At 61.2% G+C, this 21,405-nt stretch carries 11 protein-coding genes; 8 read left to right on the top strand and 3 right to left on the bottom strand.

Annotation, left to right across the window (positions count from 1 at the left end):
* Nucleotides 1-65: 65 nt before the first annotated feature.
* Nucleotides 66-2,192: a DNA helicase RecQ gene (gene recQ, locus ACA052_RS07315; RefSeq protein ID WP_497649053.1), complete on the bottom strand. Its 2,127-nt coding sequence runs from the start codon at nt 2,190-2,192 to the stop codon at nt 66-68.
* 380 nt (nt 2,193-2,572) lie between these two features.
* Here recQ and ACA052_RS07310 point away from each other — a divergent pair, with 380 nt between their 5' ends.
* The 4 genes from ACA052_RS07310 (at nt 2,573) to lapD (ending at nt 6,920) form a co-directional block, all read left to right on the top strand.
* Complete coding sequence (locus tag ACA052_RS07310) at nt 2,573-3,160, top strand: UPF0149 family protein (RefSeq protein ID WP_497649052.1); 588 nt, start codon at nt 2,573-2,575, stop codon at nt 3,158-3,160.
* A gap of 10 nt (nt 3,161-3,170) precedes the next feature.
* A complete protein-coding gene (locus ACA052_RS07305) occupies nt 3,171-3,566 on the top strand; it encodes a YbaN family protein (RefSeq protein ID WP_497649051.1) in 396 nt (131 codons plus the stop codon).
* Between the two features lie 684 nt (nt 3,567-4,250).
* On the top strand, nt 4,251-4,958 hold the full coding sequence (lapG, locus tag ACA052_RS07300; protein WP_497649050.1) for a cysteine protease LapG: 708 nt from the start codon (nt 4,251-4,253) through the stop codon (nt 4,956-4,958).
* A 21-nt stretch (nt 4,959-4,979) separates the two neighbouring features.
* Complete coding sequence (gene lapD, locus ACA052_RS07295) at nt 4,980-6,920, top strand: cyclic di-GMP receptor LapD (RefSeq protein ID WP_497649049.1); 1,941 nt, start codon at nt 4,980-4,982, stop codon at nt 6,918-6,920.
* Nucleotides 6,921-7,108: 188 nt separating this feature from the next.
* Here lapD and ACA052_RS07290 read toward each other — a convergent pair whose 3' ends face one another.
* Nucleotides 7,109-14,986, bottom strand: coding sequence for a retention module-containing protein (locus tag ACA052_RS07290; RefSeq protein ID WP_497649048.1), 7,878 nt, complete (start codon nt 14,984-14,986; stop codon nt 7,109-7,111).
* 59 nt (nt 14,987-15,045) lie between these two features.
* On the opposite strand from ACA052_RS07290, the gene ACA052_RS07285 reads away from it, so the two are divergent.
* The 4 genes from ACA052_RS07285 (at nt 15,046) to ACA052_RS07270 (ending at nt 20,662) form a co-directional block, all read left to right on the top strand.
* A complete protein-coding gene (locus tag ACA052_RS07285) occupies nt 15,046-15,261 on the top strand; it encodes a hypothetical protein (RefSeq protein WP_497649047.1) in 216 nt (71 codons plus the stop codon).
* Nucleotides 15,262-15,582: 321 nt separating this feature from the next.
* The gene (locus ACA052_RS07280) at nt 15,583-16,941 is read left to right on the top strand and encodes a TolC family outer membrane protein (protein ID WP_497649046.1); all 1,359 of its coding nucleotides are present in this window, start codon (nt 15,583-15,585) and stop codon (nt 16,939-16,941) included.
* A gap of 172 nt (nt 16,942-17,113) precedes the next feature.
* Entirely contained in the window at nt 17,114-19,273 is a 2,160-nt protein-coding gene (locus ACA052_RS07275) for a type I secretion system permease/ATPase (RefSeq protein ID WP_497649045.1), read from the top strand.
* A gap of 9 nt (nt 19,274-19,282) precedes the next feature.
* Nucleotides 19,283-20,662, top strand: coding sequence for an HlyD family type I secretion periplasmic adaptor subunit (locus tag ACA052_RS07270; protein WP_497649044.1), 1,380 nt, complete (start codon nt 19,283-19,285; stop codon nt 20,660-20,662).
* Between the two features lie 136 nt (nt 20,663-20,798).
* On the opposite strand, the gene ACA052_RS07265 is transcribed toward ACA052_RS07270, so the two are convergent.
* Entirely contained in the window at nt 20,799-21,395 is a 597-nt protein-coding gene (locus ACA052_RS07265) for a tRNA-uridine aminocarboxypropyltransferase (protein WP_497649043.1), read from the bottom strand.
* Nucleotides 21,396-21,405 lie beyond the last annotated feature (10 nt).

The following is a 21,405-nucleotide window of genomic DNA, read 5'->3' as shown; positions in this document are numbered from 1 at the left end:
CATGGCCGTAGGCTGGAGGCAAGGTTTGCTCTGTAGTGAATCGTTACATCAATGTAACAGGTGAGTCATATCTCGAATTCGGACTGCAGCGCTGCCCGGACGCAATACAAAACACCTTCAGGCACACGCCCGGCGAACAATGCGGCAATCTCCGCCACTGGCGGCAACTCACCCTCGCCGTCAAGGAACGCGTCCTGGATTTCCCCCATCAAGTCTTCGGGCAGGTCCAGCGCCTGCTCCAGCGACAACTGCTGCTTGCCAATCGCCTCGGCCAGCAGGGTGTAGACGTTCTTTTCCGAGCATTGCAGCTGCCCGGCGATTTGCAGCGGTGTCATGCCGGCGCGCGCCAGGGTGATCAGTTCGTGGCGCAGGTCGGCCACCACTTTCGGTGCCTCGACCTGGCCGCCGAGCACTTCGAGGAATGCTTCGCCGTAACGCTCCAGCTTGCGTGCACCGACGCCGCTGACCGTGGCCATCTCCGACAGCGAGGTCGGCTGGCTGCGGAGCATTTCCAGCAAGGTCGAGTCGGGGAAGATGACGTAGGGCGGCACGCCGTGTTCTTCCGCGAGTTTGCGCCGCAGGGCTCGCAAGGCTTCCCACTGTTCGCGTTCCTCGCCGCGAACCAGTTGGCTCGCCGGGCTCTTGCTGCTTTTAGCTGTCGTTTGCGGTTTGAGATCGCGGCGCAGTTCCAGGGTCACTTCACCCTTGAGCAGTGGCCGGCAAGTGTCGCTCAAGCGCAGGCCGCCGTAGCCTTCGAGGTCAATGTCCGCCAGGCCGCGAGCCACCAATTGGCGGAACAGGGAGCGCCATTCGCTCTCCCCCATCGCCTTGCCGACACCGAAGACCGACAGATGCTGGTGGCCGATACCGCGGATTTTTTCGTTGTCCTTGCCCAACAGCACGTCCACCAGATGCCCGACACCGTAGCGCTGGCCGGTGCGGTAAATCGCCGAGAGTGCCTGGCGAGCCGGCTCGGTGGCATCCCAGGTCTGCACGCCATCGACACAGTTGTCGCAATGGCCGCACGGCTCGGGCATGTCTTCGTCGAAGTAGGCCAGCAGCGTTTGACGACGGCAGCGGGTTTCTTCGCAGAGCGAGAGCATGGCGTCGAGTTTGTGCTGTTCCAGACGCTTGTGGCGCTCGTCGCCCTCGGAGTTCTGCAGCATCTGCTTGAGCATCACCACGTCTTGCAGGCCGTACGCCATCCAGGCGTCGGCCGGCAGACCATCACGGCCGCCCCGCCCGGTTTCCTGGTAATAGGCCTCAAGGGATTTCGGCAAATCAAGGTGCGCGACAAAACGCACGTTGGGTTTGTCGATGCCCATGCCGAAGGCCACGGTCGCGACCATGATCAGCCCTTCCTCGTTGAGGAAGCGCTTCTGGTGATGAGCCCGCGTGTCGTTGGGCAGGCCGGCGTGGTAGGGCAGCGCCGGGAAGCCTTGCTCGCTGAGGAACACCGCGACTTCGTCGACTTTCTTGCGCGACAGGCAGTAAACGATGCCGGCATCGCTGCGCCGCTCGGCGAGGAACGCCAGCAATTGCTTGCGCGGCTGCTCCTTGGGCACGATGCGATAGAAAATATTGGGTCGGTCGAAACTTGAGAGGAAGCGCTCGGCATCCTGCAAATGCAGGCGATCGACGATTTCTTCGCGCGTGCGCTTGTCGGCAGTGGCGGTCAGGGCGATGCGCGGAACGTTGGGAAACAATTCCGCCAACTGGCCCAGTTGCAGGTATTCGCGACGGAAATCGTGGCCCCATTGAGACACGCAGTGCGCTTCATCGATGGCGAACAGGGAGATTTCAAGGCTTTGCAGGAAGGCCAGCATCCGCGGCTGAACGAGGCGCTCGGGCGCCAGGTAGAGCATTTTCACTTCGCCGCGTTTGATTCGCGCGGCCAGGTCGCGTTGCTGCTCGGCGCTGAGGGTGGAGTTCAACGCTGCCGCGGCGACGCCCAACTCTTCGAGTGTCGCGACCTGGTCGTCCATCAGGGCGATCAGCGGCGACACCACCACCGCGAGGCCTTCGCGCAACAGCGCTGGCACCTGGAAGCACAACGACTTGCCGCCACCGGTAGGCATCAGCACCAGGGCGTCGCCACCACTGGCCACGCGCTCAATGATTGCACCCTGACGGCCACGAAAACTGTCGTAGCCGAAGATGTCCTTGAGGACGCGTTGAGCCTGTTCGAGCATAAAAACTCCAAAAATCACCGAAACATCCCTGCAAGGCTGGTTCAGAACCACGAAGGCTGCACCGACAAATCGTAAGTGCGCATTGCATGACGCTTCACATTTAGCCGGGACGCCAGCAGGGCATCACAAAACGCGGGAGTATACCCGAGCCCTCCTCTTCACAGGGTGCCGCTGATAAGAGTGAACAAACATGATCCCCTGTAGGAGCTGCCGCAGGCTGCGATCTTTTGATTTTGATTTTTTGAAAGCAAGATCAAAAGATCGCAGCCTGCGGCAGCTCCTACAGGGAGAGGTGGGGGCAAATATCCCGCGCGGCTGGCCTGAGCGCTCAAGAAGGCCTAGAATTCCCGCATCTGTTTAATTCCCAAGGTAGCCCTTTAATGTCCTTCGCTGAGCAACTAACCCGCCTGCAAGTCTTCCTCGACGCCGACGAGCTGCATGACGAGGCGCTGGACTACGTGGCCGCCCACGGCTATCTCACCGCACTGTCGATCTGTTCCGAAGCCGTGCCCGACCGTGAATGGATCGATGCGCTGTTCGCCGAAGAGCCGCATTACGCCGATGACACCGAGCGTGAAGCGATCGAATCCACATTGCTGGCCCTCAAGGCGCACATTGCTCGCCAACTGGCGTCCGATGAAGAGTTCGAGCTGCCTTGCGAACTGGACTTGGGCGACGATCCGGACGATTCCGACCTGCGTGGCTGGTGCATCGGCTTCATGGAAGGCGTGTTCCTGCGTGAAGCGGCCTGGTTTGAAACCGCCGAAGACGAAGTCAGCGAAATGCTGCTGCCGATCATGGTCGGTTCGGGCCTGTTCGACGAACAACCAGAGTTTTCCGACATCGCGGCCGACGCCAACCTGATGGACGACATGATCGTGCAGATCCCTGAAGCCCTGACCGCGCTGTACCTGCTGTGCAACGCGCCAGACGAAAAACCGGCGATCCTCAAGCCTCGTCACCACTAAGGTTTTGCCTATGGACAACCCCATAGGCAACCGCTCCCTGATGTTGCGTTACGTGCTGCTGGCCATCGGCTGGCTGAGCGTAGCGCTGGGGGTGATCGGGATTTTCCTGCCAGTGTTGCCCACCACCCCGTTCCTGCTGTTGGCGGCCGCCTGCTTCGCCCGCAGTTCGCCGCGCTTTTATCAGTGGCTGGTGGAGCATCCACGGCTTGGCCCATGGATTCGCGACTACCTCGACGGCAACGGCATCCCGCTCAAGGGCAAGGTCTACGCCATCGGGCTGATGTGGGCGAGCATCCTGTTCTCCTGCTACCTGGTGCCCCTGCCGTGGGCTCGCGGGTTCATGTTGACCAGTGCGGTGTTGGTGACGGTTTATATCCTCAAGCAGAAAACCTTGCGCAAATCCTGAGTCCGTTTCTGGATGCTTTTTGACTGGGGACATATCCGTTTCTTCGGTGATGGCTGCTGGGAAAGGGGCAACAGATCCAGATCAAAAGATCGCAGCCTTCGGCAGCTCCTACAGGGATCGCATTCCACTGTAGGAGCTGCCGAAGGCTGCGATCTTTTGATCTTGATGTGATCGTTTCCACGCAGAGTGGAACGATCAAACATCGGCGTACGGCTTTTGATTCTCACCACTCAAGGCCGAGCGTTAGCTCGCCTGTAGCTCTTGATCTTGACGCACCGCCCCCTCGAGAGGCCGAGTGCAGGTTCTGCGCAGTGGGCAACCCGGCATGGATGCCGGGTTAGCCGCCCCCGGCCATGGATGGCCGATGGCGGCGGGCCCACGGAGCAGGACCGGAGCGAGGGCATGCCGAGCCACAGCGAGGCACCGAACGAAAGGGGCAAGAGCCCTTTGGTTACTTTGGGGCTCTTTTCCAAAGTGACTCGCTGTAAGAGCGAAACCGCCAGCAGCCATTACCGCAGCAACGGATATGTACACCAGCAAAAAAATCGTCTGCCACACGGCCTTCGCGAGCAAGCTCGCTCCTACAGTAAAGCCCCCCTCACTGAAGCCACCCACCCGACGACCAACCCTCCCCCGACAAAAACACCGCCTAGACTTCAGGCATCTGCACGTGAGCAGCCAGACATGTCCCGTAGTCCGCGTAGTCCAGGATGGTCAACGCCCCGACTTCGGTTCGGCGGATGGCTGCTGCTGGCAACTTTGCTGTTGGCCGGGCTGAGTACCGTCCAGGCCGACTGGGCCTTCTCGCAAATTCTGCAGATTGCCGAACAACGCTACGCCCCCCTCGGCCCAGGACGGGGACGGATCGAGGCGTGGCATCAAATGCTGCAAGGCGAAGCCCACGCGCCTGAGGGCGAGCAACTGAACGCGGTCAATCGCTTCTTCAATCAACAATTGAGCTTTCAGGATGACACCCGCATCTGGCGTCAGACCGATTACTGGGCCACGCCGGTAGAATCCTTGATCAAGGGTGCCGCCGATTGCGAGGACTACGCCCTGGCGAAATATTTCAGCTTGCGCCACCTCGGAATTCCCAGCGAACAGCTGCGCATCACATACGTCAAAGCCCTGACCCAGAACCAGGCGCACATGGTGCTGACCTTCTACAGCAGCCCCACGGCCGACCCGTTGGTGCTGGACAACCTGATCGGCGATATCCGCCCCGCCTCCCAACGCAAAGACCTGTTGCCGGTGTACGCCTTCAACGCCGAAGGCCTGTACTTGCCGGGCGCCAACGGAGGTAAACGCAGCAGCGACTCGAAAAACCTGTCGCGCTGGCAAGACGTCTTGAAAAAAATGCAGGCCGAAGGGTTCGCCGTAGGTAACGGATAGCCACCACGGCAAGGAGCGTTCATGTCATTGCGCAAACAGTTGTTTCTCGCCATTTGCCTGTTCTTGCTGGTGGCGTTCAGCGGCAGTTTTTTCGTCAGCCTGGAAAGCTCCCGCGACCAGACGCTCGGCCAGCTCCGCGCCCACGCCCAGGATGCCGCCAGCGCGCTGGGGCTATCGCTGACCGCGCAAATTGACGACCCGGCGATGATCGAGTTGATGGTCAGCTCGATTTTCGACAGCGGCTATTTCAACAGCATCCGGGTGATCGACATCAAGGATGAGCAGGTGTTGGTAGAACGCATCGCACCGAAGAAAATCGAGGGGATTCCCGCCTGGTTTGTGAGTGTGGTCAATCTTTCGCCACAGGGTGGCGACGCGTTGATCATGCGTGGCTGGGAGCAGGTGGCACGGGTCGAAGTACTGAGCAATCCGCAGTTTGCCCTGGCCAAACTCTGGGACAGCACCCTCGGCAGCCTGATCTGGTTGCTGTTGTGCGGACTGCTCAGCGCCATGGTGGGGGGCTGGATGTTGCGGCGACAATTTCGCCCGCTCGACAAACTGGTCACACAAGCCGAAGCCATCAGCAAACGCGAGTTTCTGACACTGCCGACGCTGCCCCGCACCCCTGAGTTGAAGCGCGTGGTGCTGGCGATGAACCAAATGGTGGAGAAGCTCAAGGCATTGTTTTCCGAGGAAGCCGCACGCAGTGAAAAGCTACGGGTCGAGTCCTATCAGGACAGACTGACAGGCTTGGCCAACCGACGTTTACTCGATGAACAGCTGGCCGATCAGTTGCTGGTTTCCGAACAGAGCCGAGACGGCCATTTGCTGATGCTGCGGATCAACGATCTGGCCGGCCTCAATCAACGCCTGGGAGGTCAAGGGACCGACACGTTGATCAACACGGTCGGCGAACTGCTCAAGCGCCTGACCCAACAGCCGGAGCATCGCACCTGGTTACCGGCACGCAATCGCGGTGGCGAATTCAGCTTGCTGGCGCCAGGACTGGACGCCGAAGGCGGCGCACGCCTGGCCGGCGAAATCAGCGCCACCCTGGAGAACCTGCGCCTGACCGGTACCAGTGATTGCACGCCCGTCGCGCATGTGGGAATCGCCGCCTATCACCCCGGCGAACCCGCTGATGATGTACTGAGGCGAGTTGATCAGGCGCTGACCGAAGCCCGGCACCATCCCGAGCGACCGTGGGTTTACCTGGCCCACGGCAACACTGCATTAAACCCAACGCACCACGACTGGCAACAGTGGATCGACGATGCGCTGACCCATGGCAAGCTGCAGTTGTATTTCCAACCCGTGGTGCAATGCGCCGACACCAGTCAGGTGCTGCATCACAAAGTGCTGGCGCGCCTGCTCGACCCACAGGGCGAAGCGATTGCCGCCGGAGACTTCCTGCCGTGGATCGAACGCCTGGGCTGGTCGGCGCGATTTGACCTGGCCATGCTCGAAGCGACCCTCGATTACCTGGTCGCCAACCGTTGGCCGCTGGCGCTGAGCCTGTCCGGCAGCACGCTGCGCGATCAAGTGCAGTTGCGACAGATCATTGACCTGCTCGAATCACTGCCCGAACTGGCGCCGCTACTGACACTGGAAATCGACGAACGCCAACTGCCACCCCCAGAAGAACTCCAGCGTCTGAGCCACAGCCTGCTCAAGACGGGATACCCCATCGGCCTGCAACATTTTGGCGGCAGCTTTAGCCAGATCGGCAATTTGACCCAACTGGGGCTGGCGTACCTGAAAATCGACGGCGCCTATATCCGTGCCATTGACCAGCGCAGTGACAAGCGGCTGTTCATCGATGCGATTTTCAGGGCGACCCACAGCATAGATTTGCCGTTGATTGCGGAGAGGGTTGAAACCCAAGGGGAGCTTGAAGTGATCAGAGCGCTGGGGGTGTTCGGGGTGATGGGCCGGCTGATCGGGCCGCCGGTGCCGATGTGACTTACCTATTTAACCGAGTCATCGTTCTTCGCGAGCAAGCCCGCTCCCACAGTTTGACCGCAATCCCCCTGTGGGAGCGGGCTTGCTCGCGAAAGCGGTCCAGCAATCGGCACAAGGTTAACTGACAGACAAAAAAAACCGCCATCCCCTTTTACCGGGATGGCGGGTTTTGTCGTTTCGGTGTCAGATCACACCGTATCAACCTTCAACGAATGGTCGTTGAGCATCCCGTTGATAATGGTCGCCGTATCGTGCCCACCTGCAATCACCCCGCCCGCCCCCGGCGTTACGCCGTAATGACTGGCCAGGTTCACACCCGCAAGGTCGATGGTCTGATTTGGCGCAGCGCCCGCCATGCCGCTGACGTCGATGCTGGTCACCAGAGAGGCGCCGCTGCCGGTGACTTTGAAGTGCAGGTAGTCATCCAGCGATGCTGCAGTGCCGTTCTCGCCTTGCAGCAATTGCGACAGGTCGAGTTTGTCGGTGCCCGGCGTGAAGTCGGTCACCACGTCGTGGCCGCTGTTGCCTTTGAGCCACTGGAAGGTATCCGCGCCAGCACCGCCGGTGAGGGTGTTGTTGCCCAGACCGCCAATCAGGAAGTCATCGCCGCCGCCGCCCTTGAGGATGTCGTCGCCCAACCCGCCATTGATGATGTTGCTGTTGTTGTCACCGGTGAGGCTGTCGTTGAAGTTCGAGCCGGTGAGGTTTTCAATCGCGGTCAACGTATCGGTGCCGGCACCGAAGGTGTTTTGCGCGGTGAGCAGGCTCAGGTCGGCAGTGACCCCGGCCGTGGCATGCGCATAACTCGCGGTGTCGTTGCCGGTGCCGCCATCGAGCAGGTCATTGCCCGCACCACTGAACAGCAAGTCATTGCCGGCGCCACCGTGCAACTCGTTGTTGCCTGAGCCTGCAGTGAGCACGTCGTTGCCGTCGCCGGCATTGATGACGTTGTTGCCGGTGCCTGCCACCAGCACGTCATCACCCGAGGTGCCGGTGAGGGTGTGGCCGTCCTGATAACTGATGGTCACGCCTGCGCTGTCACTGCCGCCATGGTTGTCGTTGGCAGAGTAGGTGCTGTGGGTATCGGGGGTAAGGTCGTGAGCCCCGGCGTAGTTGACCGTCATGGTCAGCTGGTAGCCTTCGGCGGCCGCGCTGCTGCCACTGGTGTTGGTTATATTGGTGACGTGGATCTGGTAGGTGCCATCGGCCAGTGCCGTAATGGTCCCTCCATCAGGGATGGTCACGAACGCACCGCCATTGAGCGAGTACTCCATGGTGATGTGACCGGCCGCGAGGGTGTGATCCAGATTCAGGGTTTCACCCTGTTTCAGTTTCACGGTGATGAGGTCTTCATCATTGGCGTTGGCAGTGGTGACCGCGCCCAGAAAGCCACTGATCACCAATACCGCCGTCATCGCTGCCGTGTTGGCGGCGAATAAGCTACGTACATCGGCCAGTGCCCGGTTGGCGGCGACATCGGGGGTAGCGGCGAAGTTGATCGCGCCGGTGCCGACGAAGTCCGCGCCTTTCGGCACCCAGCCCGTAGTGAACGTGGTCGGTGCCGCCGTCAGCGGATCGCCATTGGCGTCGGTGTCGTTGGCCAGCAGCAATTCGCCCGGCACCACGACACTGCCCGACAGCACGTTGGTGATGACGTGGTCATCCCCCGCCACCGGCGCCGCGTTTGGATTGACTTTGACCACCAGGTTCGAGCTGGCCGTATCGCCGTCGTTGTCACTGACGGTGAAGCCGATGTTTTCTGTGAGGACCACGGCGGTGGCTTTTTGCGAGGTGTAGGTGTACTCGCCGGTGTCGAGGTTCACCACCAGGGTGCCCTTGTTGTCGGTGGCGATGCTCAGGGTGTTGTTCACCGTGTTGAACGTGCCGTGGTTCAACCCGCCACTGAAGTTCAGCGAACCCTGGTTGGTGTTGCCTTTAGGGTCGTAGGTGTAGGTCGTGCCGTCGACCGTGATGGTTTTGATGAAACCGCCATCGGCGCCGAACGTCCCGCCCTCCATCAGAGTGCCGGTGACCGGCGCGCCGACCACGGTGCCCGAGAGCACCGCGTTGAGTTGGGTGAGATCGGTCACCACCACCGCGTTGGTATTGGTGTGGTTGCTGCCGTCATAGGCCAGAGGATTGAGGTTGGCGCTGCTCACGCCGCTGCCCAGGCCGATCGCGTAGTTCTTGATGCCGTTGGCGTCGAGGAAGCCTTTCAACGCGGTCTCGTCGGCGGTGCCGATTTCCTGGCCGCTAGTGGGTTTACCGTCAGAGAAGAAGTAGCCGACGTTCTGCGCCCCGGTCAGTTTGCCCGCGGTGTCGAACGCGGCTTTCATTGTGGTCACGGCCGCGTCGTAGTTGGTGTTACCGCCCGCCGTCAGGCCGGAGATGATCGACTTGGCCGTCGCCACGTCCACCCAGACCGAAGTCTTGTCGGTGGCGGTGGTGCTGAAGGTGACAATCTGCACTTTCACGTCGCCCAGGTCGTCGTACTTTTGGAGCAAGGCATTGATCGCCGTTTTGGCCCATTCCATACGCGACACCCCCGGCACGCCGGAAGCGTCGGCCATGCTGCCGGACACGTCGATCACCAGCAGCAGGTTGGAGTCGATCTCCGTGGCGGTGACCGAACGCTCCGAAGCGGCCGCTTTGGGCACGTCATCGACGATATCGACCTTGATGATGCTGGTGCTGCTGTTGCCCAGTGCATCGGTGGCTTTGTAGGTGAAGCTTTCGCTCAAGGTATTGGCGCCGTCGTTGGCACCCGGCGAGGTTTTCGGTGCTGAGGTCAGGGTGTAGGTGTACGTGCCGTTGGGGTTGAGCAGGATTTGTCCGTACGTCCCGGTGGCGCTGCCAACCAGGGTGTAGGTGATCGCGCCGGAGGCACCGGTGACCGAGCCGACCAATGTGCCGGTGGCGGTTTCGCCTGTGTGACCTGGGTCGCTGCCGGTGACGGTGCCCGCGGCCAGGTCCTGGCCGTCCTTGCTCAGGTCGAGGGCTTTTTCGAAGACCGTCGCATCGGTGTCGGGGACCGCTTTGATGCAGCTGTTGGTGACGTCGATGGTGATGGTGGTGGTGCTTTGGTCACCGTCGGCATCACGCAAGGTGTAGGTGAAGGTATCGCTCGCACCCGGGCCGCTCACCGAGTCCGGATTGCTGTGATAGACCGCGTTGCCCGCTGCATCCAGCGTCAGGTAACCGTAGGTGCCATTGATCTGGGTGCCCAGGCCACCGCTGACCGGGGTCGAGGTGTCGGAGCCGAAGCGCACGCCAACCACGCCGCCACCCGCCGCCGGGCCATCGGCGCCGCCGACGTCGTTCCACAGCACGTTGCCGGTGACGACATTACCTTCGCCGACCGAGATCGCATCGGCGTGGGCGGTCGGCGTGTCGTCGACGATGTTGACGTTGATCTGGCCGGTCGCGGTGCTGCCGTCCTTGTCGGTGGCGACGACGTTGAAGTTATCCGAGATGCTGTTGGCGCCGTTGGCATTCGGGTGAGTGTCGCTGTAATTCAGGGTGTAGCTGTAGCTGACCACGCCAGTCGCCGGGTTGTAGCCGGTGATAGTGAAGACGGCGCCGTGCTCGCCGCCGGTCGATTGCGGGAAGCCCGCCGCCACGCCACCGGTGACCACGGCGATGCCGCCGACGGTCAGGGTTTGCAGGCCATCCGGCGCCGTTACGGTGAAGGTGCCGTTCTGGGTCAGGGCCGGGGCGTTCGGATCGGTGCCGTAGGTGAGGTTTTTCTCGTAGACCGTCAGCTCGCCGCCCTGGACGTTGAGGCCGTTGAGGGTTACCGGGCTGTTGTGGATGTTCAGCTCCAGCGTGGCGGTGCTGGTGTCGCCGTCGGCATCGGTCAGGGTGTAGGTGAATTTCTCGGTGCCGCTGTCGCCGTCGTGCAGCGCTTTGAAATCGGCGTCACTGGTGCTCAGGGTGTAGGTGTACGTGCCATTCGCGTTGAGTATCAAAGTGCCGTAAGTGCCGGTGAAGGTGCCGGCGGTGATCGGTCCCGAGTTCGGCCCGGTCGCGACGTGGTCGGCGCCTTGCACGTCGTTGGTCAGCACGTTGCCTTCGAGCGTCAGGTTCCCGGACGTGGCGGTGCTGGCGTTGTTGTCGTTGACCGCTTTCGGCACGTCATCGACGATGTTGACCACGATGGTGCTGGTGACGACGTTACCCAGGGAATCGGTGGCGTGGTAGGTGAAGCTTTCGCTCAGGGTGTTGGCGCCGTCGTTCGCGTGCGGCGTGGTGCTGGCCGGCGAGGTCAGGGTGTAGGTGTACGTGCCGTTGGGGTTGAGCAGGATTTGCCCGTACGTCCCGGTGGCGCTGCCGACCAGGGTGTAGGTGATCGCACCAGTGGCGCCGGTGACCGAGCCAACCAGCGTGCCGCTGGCGGTTTCGCCAGTGCTACCCGGCTGGCTGCCGGTGACGGTGCCGGCGGCCAGGTCCTGGCCATCCTTGCTCAGGTCGAGGGCTTTTTCGAACACGGTCACGTCATTGTCGCTGACCGCTTTGATGCAGCTGTTGTTCACATCAATGGTGACGGTGGTGGTGCTTTCGTCACCGTCGGCATCACGCAAGGTGTAGGTGAAGGTATCGCTCGCACCCGGGCCGTTCACGGCGTTCGGATTGCTGTGATAAACCGCGTTGCCCGCCGCGTCCAGTGTCAGGTAACCGTAGGTGCCATTGATCTGGCTGCCCAGGCCGCCGCTGACCGGAGTCGAAGTGTCGGAGCCGAAACGCACGCCAACCACGCCGCCACCCGCAGCCGGGCCATCGGCGCCGCCGACGTCGTTCCACAGTACGTTGCCGGTGACGATGCCGCCTTCGGCGACCGAAGTTGCATCGGCGTGGGCGGTCGGCGTGTCGTCGACGATGTTGACGTTGATCTGGCCGGTCGCGGTGCTGCCGTCCTTGTCGGTGGCGACGACGTTGAAGTTATCCGAGATGCTGTTGGTACCGTCGGCATTTGGATGGGTGTCGCTGTAATTCAGGGTGTAGCTGTAGCTGACCACACCGGTCGCCGGGTTGTAGCCGGTGATGGTGAAGACGGCGCCGTGCTCGCCGCCGGTCGATTGCGGGAATCCTGCCGCCACGCCGCCGGTGACCACGGCGATGCCGCCCACGGTCAGGGTTTGCAGGCCATCTGGCGCCGTCACGGTGAAGGTGCCGTTCTGGGTCAGGGCCGGGGCATTGGGATCGGTGCCGTAGGTGAGGTTTTTCTCGTAGACCGTCAGCTCGCCGCCTTGTACGTCGAGACCGTTCAGGGTCACCGGGCTGTTATGGATGTTCAGTTCCAGCGTGGCGGTGCTGGTATCGCCGTCGGCATCGGTCAGGGTGTAGGTGAATTTCTCGGTGCCGCTGTCGCCGTCGTGCAGCGCTTTGAAATCGGCATCGCTGGTGTTCAGGGTGTAGGTGTACGTGCCGTTGGCATTCAGCACCAGGCTGCCGTAAGTGCCGGTGAAGGTGCCGGCGGTAATCGGTCCCGAGTTCGGCCCGGTCGCGACGTGGTCGGCGCCTTGCACGTCGTTGGTCAGCACGTTGCCTTCGAGCGTCAGGTTCCCTGACGTGGCGGTAGCGGCGTTGCTGTCATCGACGGCCTTAGGCACGTCATCGACGATGTTGACCACGATGGTGCTGGTAACGACGTTACCCAGGGAATCGGTGGCGTGGTAGGTGAAGGTTTCAGTCAGGGTGTTGGCGCCGTCGTTCGCGTGCGGCGTGGTGCTGGCCGGCGAGGTCAGGGTGTAGGTGTACGTGCCGTTGGGGTTGAGCAGGATTTGCCCGTACGTCCCGGTGGCATTGCCAACCAGGGTGTAGGTGATCGCGCCAGTGGCGCCGGTGACCGAGCCAACCAGCGTGCCGCTGGCGGTTTCGCCGGTGCTGCCCGGTTGGCTGCCGGTGACGGTACCGGCGGCCAGGTCCTGGCCGTCCTTGCTCAAGTCGAGGGCTTTTTCGAACACGGTCACGTCGTTGTCGCTGACCGCCGTGATGCTGCTGTTGTTCACATCGATGGTGATCGTCGTGGTGCTTTCGTCACCGTCGGCATCGCGAAAGGTGTAGGTAAATACGTCGGTCGCGCCTGGGCCGTTCACGGCGTTCGGGTTGCTGTGGTACTCGGCGTTGCCGTGGGCATCCAGCGTCAGGTAACCGTAGGTGCCATTGATCTGGCTGCCCAGGCCGCCGCTGACCGGAGTCGAGGTGTCTGAACCGACGCGCACGCCGACCACTGCTCCCCCTGCGCCATCGGCGCCGCCGACGTCGTTCCACAGGACGTTGCCCGTAACGGTGCCGCCTTCCGCGACCGAGGTTGCATCGGCATGAGCGGTCGGCACGTCGTCGACGATGTTGACGTTGATCTGGCCGGTTGCCGTGCTGCCGTCCTTATCGGTGGCGACGACATCAAAGTTCTCGCTGATGCTGTTGGTGCCATCCGCATTCGGATGGGTGTCGGTGTAATTCAGGGTGTAGCTGTAGCTCACCACGCCAGTCGCCGGGTTGTAGCCGGTGATGGTGAAGGTCGCGCCCGTGCCAGTGTCGGCTGATTGCGGGAAGCCCGCCGCGACGCCGCTGCTGACCACGGCGATGCCGCCGATGGTCAGGGTTTGCAGGCCATCCGGCGCCGTCACGGTGAAGGTGCCGTTCTGGGTCAGGGCCGGTGCATTAGGATCGGTGCCGTAGGTGAGGTTTTTCTCGTAGACCGTCAACTCGCCGCCCTGGACGTCGAGGCCGTTGAGGGTCACCGGGCTGTTATGGATGTTCAGCTCCAGCGTGGCGGTGCTGGTGTCGCCGTCGGCATCGGTCAGGGTGTAGGTGAATTTTTCGGTGCCGCTGTCGCCATCGTGCAGCGCTTTGAAGTCGGCATCGCTGGTGTTCAGGGTGTAGGTGTACGTGCCGTTGGCATTCAGCACCAGGGTGCCGTAAGTACCGGTGAAGGTACCGGCGGTGATCGGTCCCGCGTTCGGTCCGGTCGCTACGCGGTCGGCACCTTGCACGTCGTTGGTCAGCACGTTGCCTTCGAGCGTCAGGTTCGCTGACGTGGCGGTGCCGGCGTTGCTGTCGTCGACGGCTTTCGGCACGTCGTCGGTGATGTTGATGTCCAGCGAACCCGTGGCGGTATCGCCATTGCCGTCGCCGGCCACCACGCTGAATTGTTCACTGAGGTTGTTGACGCCGTCACCGGCCGAATGGGTTTCGTTGCCGTTGAGGGTGTAGCTGTAACTCACCACGCCGGTGGCCGGGTTGTACCCGGTGATGGTCAGCGTGTTACCCAACTGGGTCGTGATCGATTGCGGGAAGCCTGCGGCAACGCCGCCGCTGATGACACTGATGCCACCCACGTTGAGGCTCAGCAGACCATCAGGGGCGGTCACGGTGAACGTGCCGCTCTGGGTCAGCGCGGAAGGATTGCTTGCCGAGCCATCGGGAAGATTGGCTTCGTTGAGGGTGAGCTCACCGTCCGTAGCGTTGAGACCACCCAGGGTCACCGGGTTGTTGACCGGAGGCGGAGGCAGCACGTCAACCACGGGGGCCGCGGCCGGGGTGTTGTCGTTGATGTCGGCGTTGTGGCGTTCTTCAGGGAATTCGGGAATGCCGCCAAACCCGGCCGTCGGAAAGCCAATCGTAGGATCGATGCGCCCACCCACTTCTTCCAGCAACACAACACTGTGACCGCCGCCCAATGCGCCACCGGGAGCCCCGGTCGCTGCTGGACCTGCCGCCGTGGCTTCACCGGTTTGCGTCGGGTCAGCGCCGGCCGCGATGGCTTTTTGCAGTTGCTCGACATCCGTCAGTTGCGCCTGGCTCGGCGTCACCGCTTCCGCGGTGTCGACATGGGGCGTCTGGTGGGCGAGTAACTGGGCGTTCATTTGCAAGCTGCTGCCACGCCCGAGCGTCAGTTCCTGGCCATTTTGCAGATGCACTGCCACCGCGCCTTCGGCCCCAGTGACCAGTTGATCGCCGGCGAACAACCGGTCTCCTTCGATCAAGGCGCGCCGAGTGCCGTCATTCGCAACCGCGAACACCTGACCAATGACTTTACTGACGATACCGATGAGCGTAGCCATGTGCATTTCCTCCGCTGCCAACCGTCTCGTTGGCATCCTGTTTTCGCGAAGATGTGCGCATGGCTCAGGCGGGTTACCTGGCGAATCGTCTGCTCAATGGGTGCGGTTTTTTTAAATACACCACGACCCCGGCGACGAATTCGCCAAGTGCATCGCTCACGGACCTGTTGTTCGGTTCAGGACAAAAACCCAATGCATTCAATGGCATCGGGATCCAAAAACGAAAACAACAGGCCCTGCGAGCGATTCGTAACAGTTCTGAAGCAACCAAGTGACAAAAAACCGGCACCCCAAAACAGCTACACTTCCCTCCCCTACAGCACATCTCCGCCCTTATCGATAAGTGGTTGGAACTTTTCGCAGCCTCCAAAGAGCTCCCTAAGGCTCATAAATCAAGGGCTGCCGAGTGAAACAATGTGCTGGATTTTAAATAGCGCATAAGTTTTTTTTGGAATAAGCTTATGAAAAAAAGTTCTTAGGTTTTCTCTAGAATGTTCTTAGCTCTGTTGTTACAAGCTTGAAACGGTTTTACCTATAAATGTTGTCAATAAATTGGCGACTGATAAAGCACCATTAGGATTCAGGGAGATGCACCCATGCGCCACTTAACCCCCCTCTGCAGTGCGATTCTGCTGGCCATGACCTGCGCGTCGCAGGCGCAGGCGATGTCCTTGACGGACGCAATCCAGAGCACTATCGCGACCCACCCGGAGCTCGCATCGCGCGTGGACAGCCGCCTTTCGGCCGATGAGCAGGTCAAAGTCGCCAAGGGCGGGTTTTATCCGTCGGTGGATCTGAATGCCGCGTACGGGCGCGGGTACAGCGATAACACCAACACGCGCGCGTTCGGCAACCACCACACCGAAATCCTGACCTACACCCAGTCGGAATTGCGCCTGCGGCAAATGCTCTTTGACGGTTTCAACACGTCCAACGAAGTCGAACGCACCAAAGGCGTGGTCAATTCCCGGGCCTATTACGCTCAGGGCACCGCTCAAGACCTGGCCTTGCGCACCATCGAGGTCTACCTCGAAGTGCTCAAGCGTCGCGAACTCGTGTCCCTGGCCAAGAACAACCTGCAAGCGCACTTGCGGGTCAACGATCAGATCGGCCTGCGCACCCAACGCGGCATTGGCAGCAACGCCGACTCCGACCAGTCGGTTGCTCGTCGGGCACTGGCAGAGAACAACCTCGACACCGCAGAAGTCGACCTGGCCGACGCCGAGTCGAATTTCTACGCCGTCGTCGGGCGCCTGCCCGATGAACTCGAAACACCGCCGTCGACCCGCGGCGAACTGCCCACCACCCTGCAGGAAGCCCAGCAGAGCATGGTGGAAAACAACCCGTACCTGAAATCCGCCCAGGCTGACGTGCAGTCCGCCGAGAGCCAGTACGAAGTCGCCAAATCGCCGTTTTACCCACGCTTCGACGCCGAAGCGGCCGTGGGCGCCAACAACAACGTGCAGGGCGACGAAGGCCACGACAACGAATGGCGCGTGGGCGTAGTGATGAACTACAACCTGTTCCGCGGCGGCAGCGACAAGGCACGCCTGGCCTCCGATGCGCACCAGATCAACCAGGCCATGGACATCCGCAACAACGCCCTGCGCCAGCTCAACGAGAACATCCACCTGGCCTGGAACGCCATGGTCAACGCGAAGAAACAAACCCCGACCGCCCGCGAATACGCCGACACGAGTAAACGCGTGCGGATGGCGTACCAGGATCAGTTCGGCCTCGGTCAACGTACCCTGCTCGACTTGCTGGACAGTGAAAACGAGCTCTACAACGCCAACCGCCGCTACACCGAAGTCCGCTACACCGAGGAGTATTCGATGTACCGTGTACTGGCGAACATGGGCCAGTTGTTGAGCAAACAGCGGGTGGTGCTGCCCGCAGATGCGATCGCCCAGGCCGAAGTCAAAAACGAAGCCCGTTTGCCTGAACTCAAATGAAGTCCGTGTAGGAGCTGCCGAAGGCTGCGATCTTTTGATCTTGGTTTTGTGGCGGCAATGACGGCCCCAAAGATCAAAAGATCAAGATCAAAAGATCGCAGCCTTCGGCAGCTCCTACAGTAGAGGTGTAGATATCGATGACTATTGCCGCAGTGCAACAGGAGCGATCAGTGTGACTAGCATGGAACCCGGCAACACCGGTGTCGATCCGCGACTGAGCTTCGACGACCCGCTTCTGGACGGGCTGTTGATTCTCTGCAAACTCCACGGTGCGACGGTCAGTCGCGCCAGCCTGAGTGCCGGCCTGCCGCTGAACAAACAACGCATGAGCCTGGACCTGCTGCCACGTGCAGCGGCCCGGGCCAGCTTGCAGGCGCGCTTGCTGCGCCGTGAACTGGCGGACATTTCCGCCCTCAACCTGCCCGTGATGCTAATCCTCAACAATGGCCGCACCGCCATTCTGCGGCGTTTTGGCGATGACGGTCAGTTGCTGATTCTGCCCAGCGAAGCCGACGGCGGCGAACAATGGGTCAGCCGTGAAGAGCTGGCCGAAAACTACAGCGGCCAGGCCTTGTTTGCCCGGCCGCGCCACGAACTCGAAGACTTGCGTTCGCCCCTCGTGCCGCGCGTGGAGGCATGGTTTCGCGACACGTTGAAGTTGTCGAAATGGCTGTACAGCGACGCCATCCTGGCGAGTTTCCTGATCAACCTGCTGGGGTTGATGGTGCCGCTGTTCGTCATGCAGACCTACGATCGGGTCGTGCCGAACCAGGCCACGTCAACCTTGTGGGTGTTGTCCATCGGCTTGCTGATCGGCACCGGTTTCGAACTGGCGCTGCGGGTGGTTCGCGCGCACTTGCTGGACACTGCCGGGAAGAAAACCGACGTGATCCTCTCTGCCACGCTGTTCGAACGCATCACCGGCATGTCGATGAAAGCGCGGCCGGCGACTATCGGCGGTTTCGCCCAGAGCATTCACGACTTTCAGGGCCTGCGCGAATTTCTCACCGCCGTGACCCTTACCAGCCTGATCGACTTGCCCTTCGCCGTGCTGATGCTGGTGGTGATTGGCCTGCTTGGCGGCTGGCTGGTGGTGATTCCGTTGCTGGCGTTCCCGATCACGATTTTCTTTGCGATGGTGATTCAGGTGCGCCTGCGCGACACCGTGCAAAAAAGCCTCACCCTCGGTGCCGAACGCCAGGCCCTGCTGATCGAAACCCTCGGCGGCCTCGAAACGCTCAAGGCCTGCAGCGCCGAAAGTGAACGCCAGCATAAATGGGAAACCACCCACGGCGCCCTCACCCGCCTCGACAGCCACGCGCGCAATCTCTCGGCGCTGGCCACCAACGGCACGCTGTTCATCCAGCAGTTCTCCGGCATGGCGACGATTGTCGCCGGGGTCTACAGCATCATCGCCGGCAATTTGAGCGTCGGCGCACTGGTGGCGACTTACATGCTAGGCAGTCGTGTGCTCGCTCCATTGGGGCAGATTGCCGGGCTGATCACGCGCTACCAACAAGCGCAACTGACCATGAAAAGCACCGATGCGCTGATGGGCCTGCCGCAGGAACGCGACGCCAAACAGCGGCCGCTGGAGCGCACCCAATTGCAAGGCGCACTGGATGTCAGCGGCGTGACGTTCCACTACAACGGCCAGAACGCGCCGGCGCTGGCTAATATCAGCTTCAGCGTAAAACCGGGTGAACGAATTGGCATCATCGGTCGCAGCGGCTCCGGCAAAAGCACCTTGGGGCGACTGCTGATGGGTTTCTATGCACCGGAAGAAGGCCAATTGCTGCTCGATGGCCTGGACCTGCGGCAACTGGATGTCGCCGACTTGCGCCAACAAATCGGTTACGTCGCCCACGACCTGCCGCTGCTGGCCGGCAGCCTGCGCGACAACCTGACCCTCGGCGCACGTTACATCAGCGATTCACGGATGCTCGAAGTGGCCGAACTGACGGGCGTGACCGAACTCGCTCGGCAACATCCGCAAGGTTTTGACCGGCCAGTGGGCGAGCGTGGCCAGCTGCTGTCGGGTGGTCAGCGTCAGGCAGTGTTGCTGGCCCGCGCCTTATTGCTCGACCCACCGATCATGTTGCTCGACGAACCAACCAGCGCCATGGACAACAGCAGCGAAGACATCTTGCGGCAAAAACTCCACAGCTGGGTCCAGGGCAAAACCGTGCTGCTGGTCACGCATCGCACGTCGATGCTCAGCCTGGTGGACCGGCTGGTGGTGCTGGACAATGGACGGATCGTCGCCGACGGTCCGAAAGAAGCGGTCATCGATGCACTGCGCAAGGGCCGCGTCGGCTCTGCGGCTGTCTAGGAGCAACTCATGGCCCGTTCATCATCCGACGCGTCGCACTCTGATTCGAAGCGGCGCGGCTACTTCGGCAGTTTCAGTAAAAGCGCGGAAAGCGAATTCATGCCGGAAACCGCCGGCGCTGCATTGCAAGACTCCCCACGCTGGTCGCGGATCACCGTATGGCTCGCTGCCGGGCTGATTATCAGCGCGGTGGTCTGGGCCAAGTTCGCCGTGCTGCAAGAAGTCACCATGGGCGAAGGCAAGGCGATTCCGTCGAGCAAAGTGCAGGTGATTCAGAACCTGGAGGGCGGCATCGTCACCGAAATCTTCGTTCGCGAAGGGCAAATGGTGAACAAGGGCGACACCCTGCTGCGCCTGGATGACACCCGATTCCTGTCGAACAAGGGCGAAAGCGAGGCGGACCGTTATGCGCTGACGGCGCAGGTTGAACGCCTGTCCGCCGAGGCGGAAGGTCGGCCGTTCAAGCTGTCAGAAGTGGTGATCGCAAAGGCGCCACAGGTGGCCGAGGACGAGCGCTCGCTGTATGACCAGCGCCAGCGTCGACTTGCCAGTGAGCAGCGCACACTGAGTGAACAACTTCGGCAAAAAACCCAGGAACTGGCGGAATTCCGCTCGAAACAGGGGCAATTCAGTTCGAGCCTGGCGCTGCTGCAGGAAGAGATGAACATGTCCGCGCCGCTGGTGGGCACCGGCGCCGTTTCACCGGTGGAAATCCTCCGACTCAAGCGCAGCGCCGTTGAGATCCGTGGCTCGTTGAATGCCACCACACTGGCCATTCCTCGCGCGGAATCGGCGATCAACGAGATCAAGAGCAAGATCGATGAGTCCGAACAGTCCTTCCGTTCGGATGCGGCGAAAGAGCTGAACGAGAAACGCACCGACCTGTCGAAAATCACAGCGTCGAGCATCGCCATCGATGACCGCGTGACCCGCACCACGGTGGTCTCGCCCGTGCACGGCATTATCAAGGTGCTGAAGGTCAACACCATCGGCGGCGTGGTCCAGCCAGGCAGCGACATGGTAGAAATCGTACCGCTGGAGGACAACCTGCTGATCGAAGCCAAGGTCCGGCCACAGGACGTGGCGTTCCTGCATCCAGGCCAGAAAGCCATGGTCAAGTTCAGTGCCTACGACTACACGATTTATGGCGGCTTGAGTGCCAAGCTTGAGCTGATCGGCGCGGACACGATTACCGATGACAAGGGCAACAGCTTTTATCTGATTCAGGTCAGGACGGACAAAAACCACTTGGGCGGGGATGTGAAGCCGTTGCTGATTATCCCGGGGATGGTGGCGACGGTGGATATCATTACCGGGGAAAAAAGCGTGCTGGATTACCTGCTCAAACCGGTGCTGAAAGCCCGGACCGAGGCGATGCGCGAGCGGTAGACCTGGTCAGAATTTTGAGTGTTTGTTATACCGCTTCGCGGGCAAGCCCGCTCCCACATTTGACCGAGTTCCGCCAGGAGAAACGCGATCAATGTGGGAGCGGGCTTGCTCGCGAAGAGGCCTTCAAAAACAATAACTATTTCGGCACATGATTACGTAGAAAGGTCTCCTCCCCCATCGCCGCAATCTGCCCCTCGATCAGCGCCTCGAACGGCTTCAACAACGGTTCAAAAGAGCTTGGCGCTTCGAGGGTTTGCAGCGCCTGCACAATCGCCTCCACCGTCGACAACGCACCCGGCCCCGGCGCCTTGCGCAATCGATAACGCGACACCGCACCCTCGGCCAGCGCGACCCTGGGCAGCGCCGCCAGCAACGGATTGAGGTGCAGCATCTTGCGCGCCTTGCGCCAGGTACCGTCCGGGACCACCAGCAGCAGCGGTTCATCGGTTGCGGTGTAAGCCTGCAACGGCTGAGCATCATCGCCAGGAAACAACAACCGCGCCTGATACCCCGGCTGATTCAACAGTGCCGGCAAATCCTCGAACACTTCGCCGACAATCAATTGCGCATTGTTCAACCCCAACGCCGCCAACCGCGCGGTGTTCAGCGCATGGTTCACTTCACTCGGATGCTGCAACAGCAATACCCGCGTGCGGCTGTCGAGGCTCGGGATCAATGGGCACAGGCAATGGGATTGCGGGCGCAGGCAGCGGGGGCAGTGGATTCTGGACATCGCTTCTTTT

It is taken from the genome of Pseudomonas sp. LBUM1644 (assembly GCF_059716195.1).
This window is presented reverse-complemented; position numbering and strand designations above follow the sequence as displayed.

Coding starts and splice junctions, on each gene's coding strand:
- ACA052_RS07265 (WP_497649043.1), bottom strand. CDS start 21,395: ATGTCCAGAATCCACTGCCCCCGCTGCCTGCGCCCGCAATCCCATTGC.
- ACA052_RS07310 (WP_497649052.1), top strand. CDS start 2,573: ATGTCCTTCGCTGAGCAACTAACCCGCCTGCAAGTCTTCCTCGACGCC.
- recQ (WP_497649053.1), bottom strand. CDS start 2,192: ATGCTCGAACAGGCTCAACGCGTCCTCAAGGACATCTTCGGCTACGAC.
- ACA052_RS07305 (WP_497649051.1), top strand. CDS start 3,171: ATGGACAACCCCATAGGCAACCGCTCCCTGATGTTGCGTTACGTGCTG.
- ACA052_RS07270 (WP_497649044.1), top strand. CDS start 19,283: ATGGCCCGTTCATCATCCGACGCGTCGCACTCTGATTCGAAGCGGCGC.
- lapG (WP_497649050.1), top strand. CDS start 4,251: ATGTCCCGTAGTCCGCGTAGTCCAGGATGGTCAACGCCCCGACTTCGG.
- ACA052_RS07290 (WP_497649048.1), bottom strand. CDS start 14,986: ATGGCTACGCTCATCGGTATCGTCAGTAAAGTCATTGGTCAGGTGTTC.
- ACA052_RS07285 (WP_497649047.1), top strand. CDS start 15,046: ATGGCTCAGGCGGGTTACCTGGCGAATCGTCTGCTCAATGGGTGCGGT.
- ACA052_RS07280 (WP_497649046.1), top strand. CDS start 15,583: ATGCGCCACTTAACCCCCCTCTGCAGTGCGATTCTGCTGGCCATGACC.
- lapD (WP_497649049.1), top strand. CDS start 4,980: ATGTCATTGCGCAAACAGTTGTTTCTCGCCATTTGCCTGTTCTTGCTG.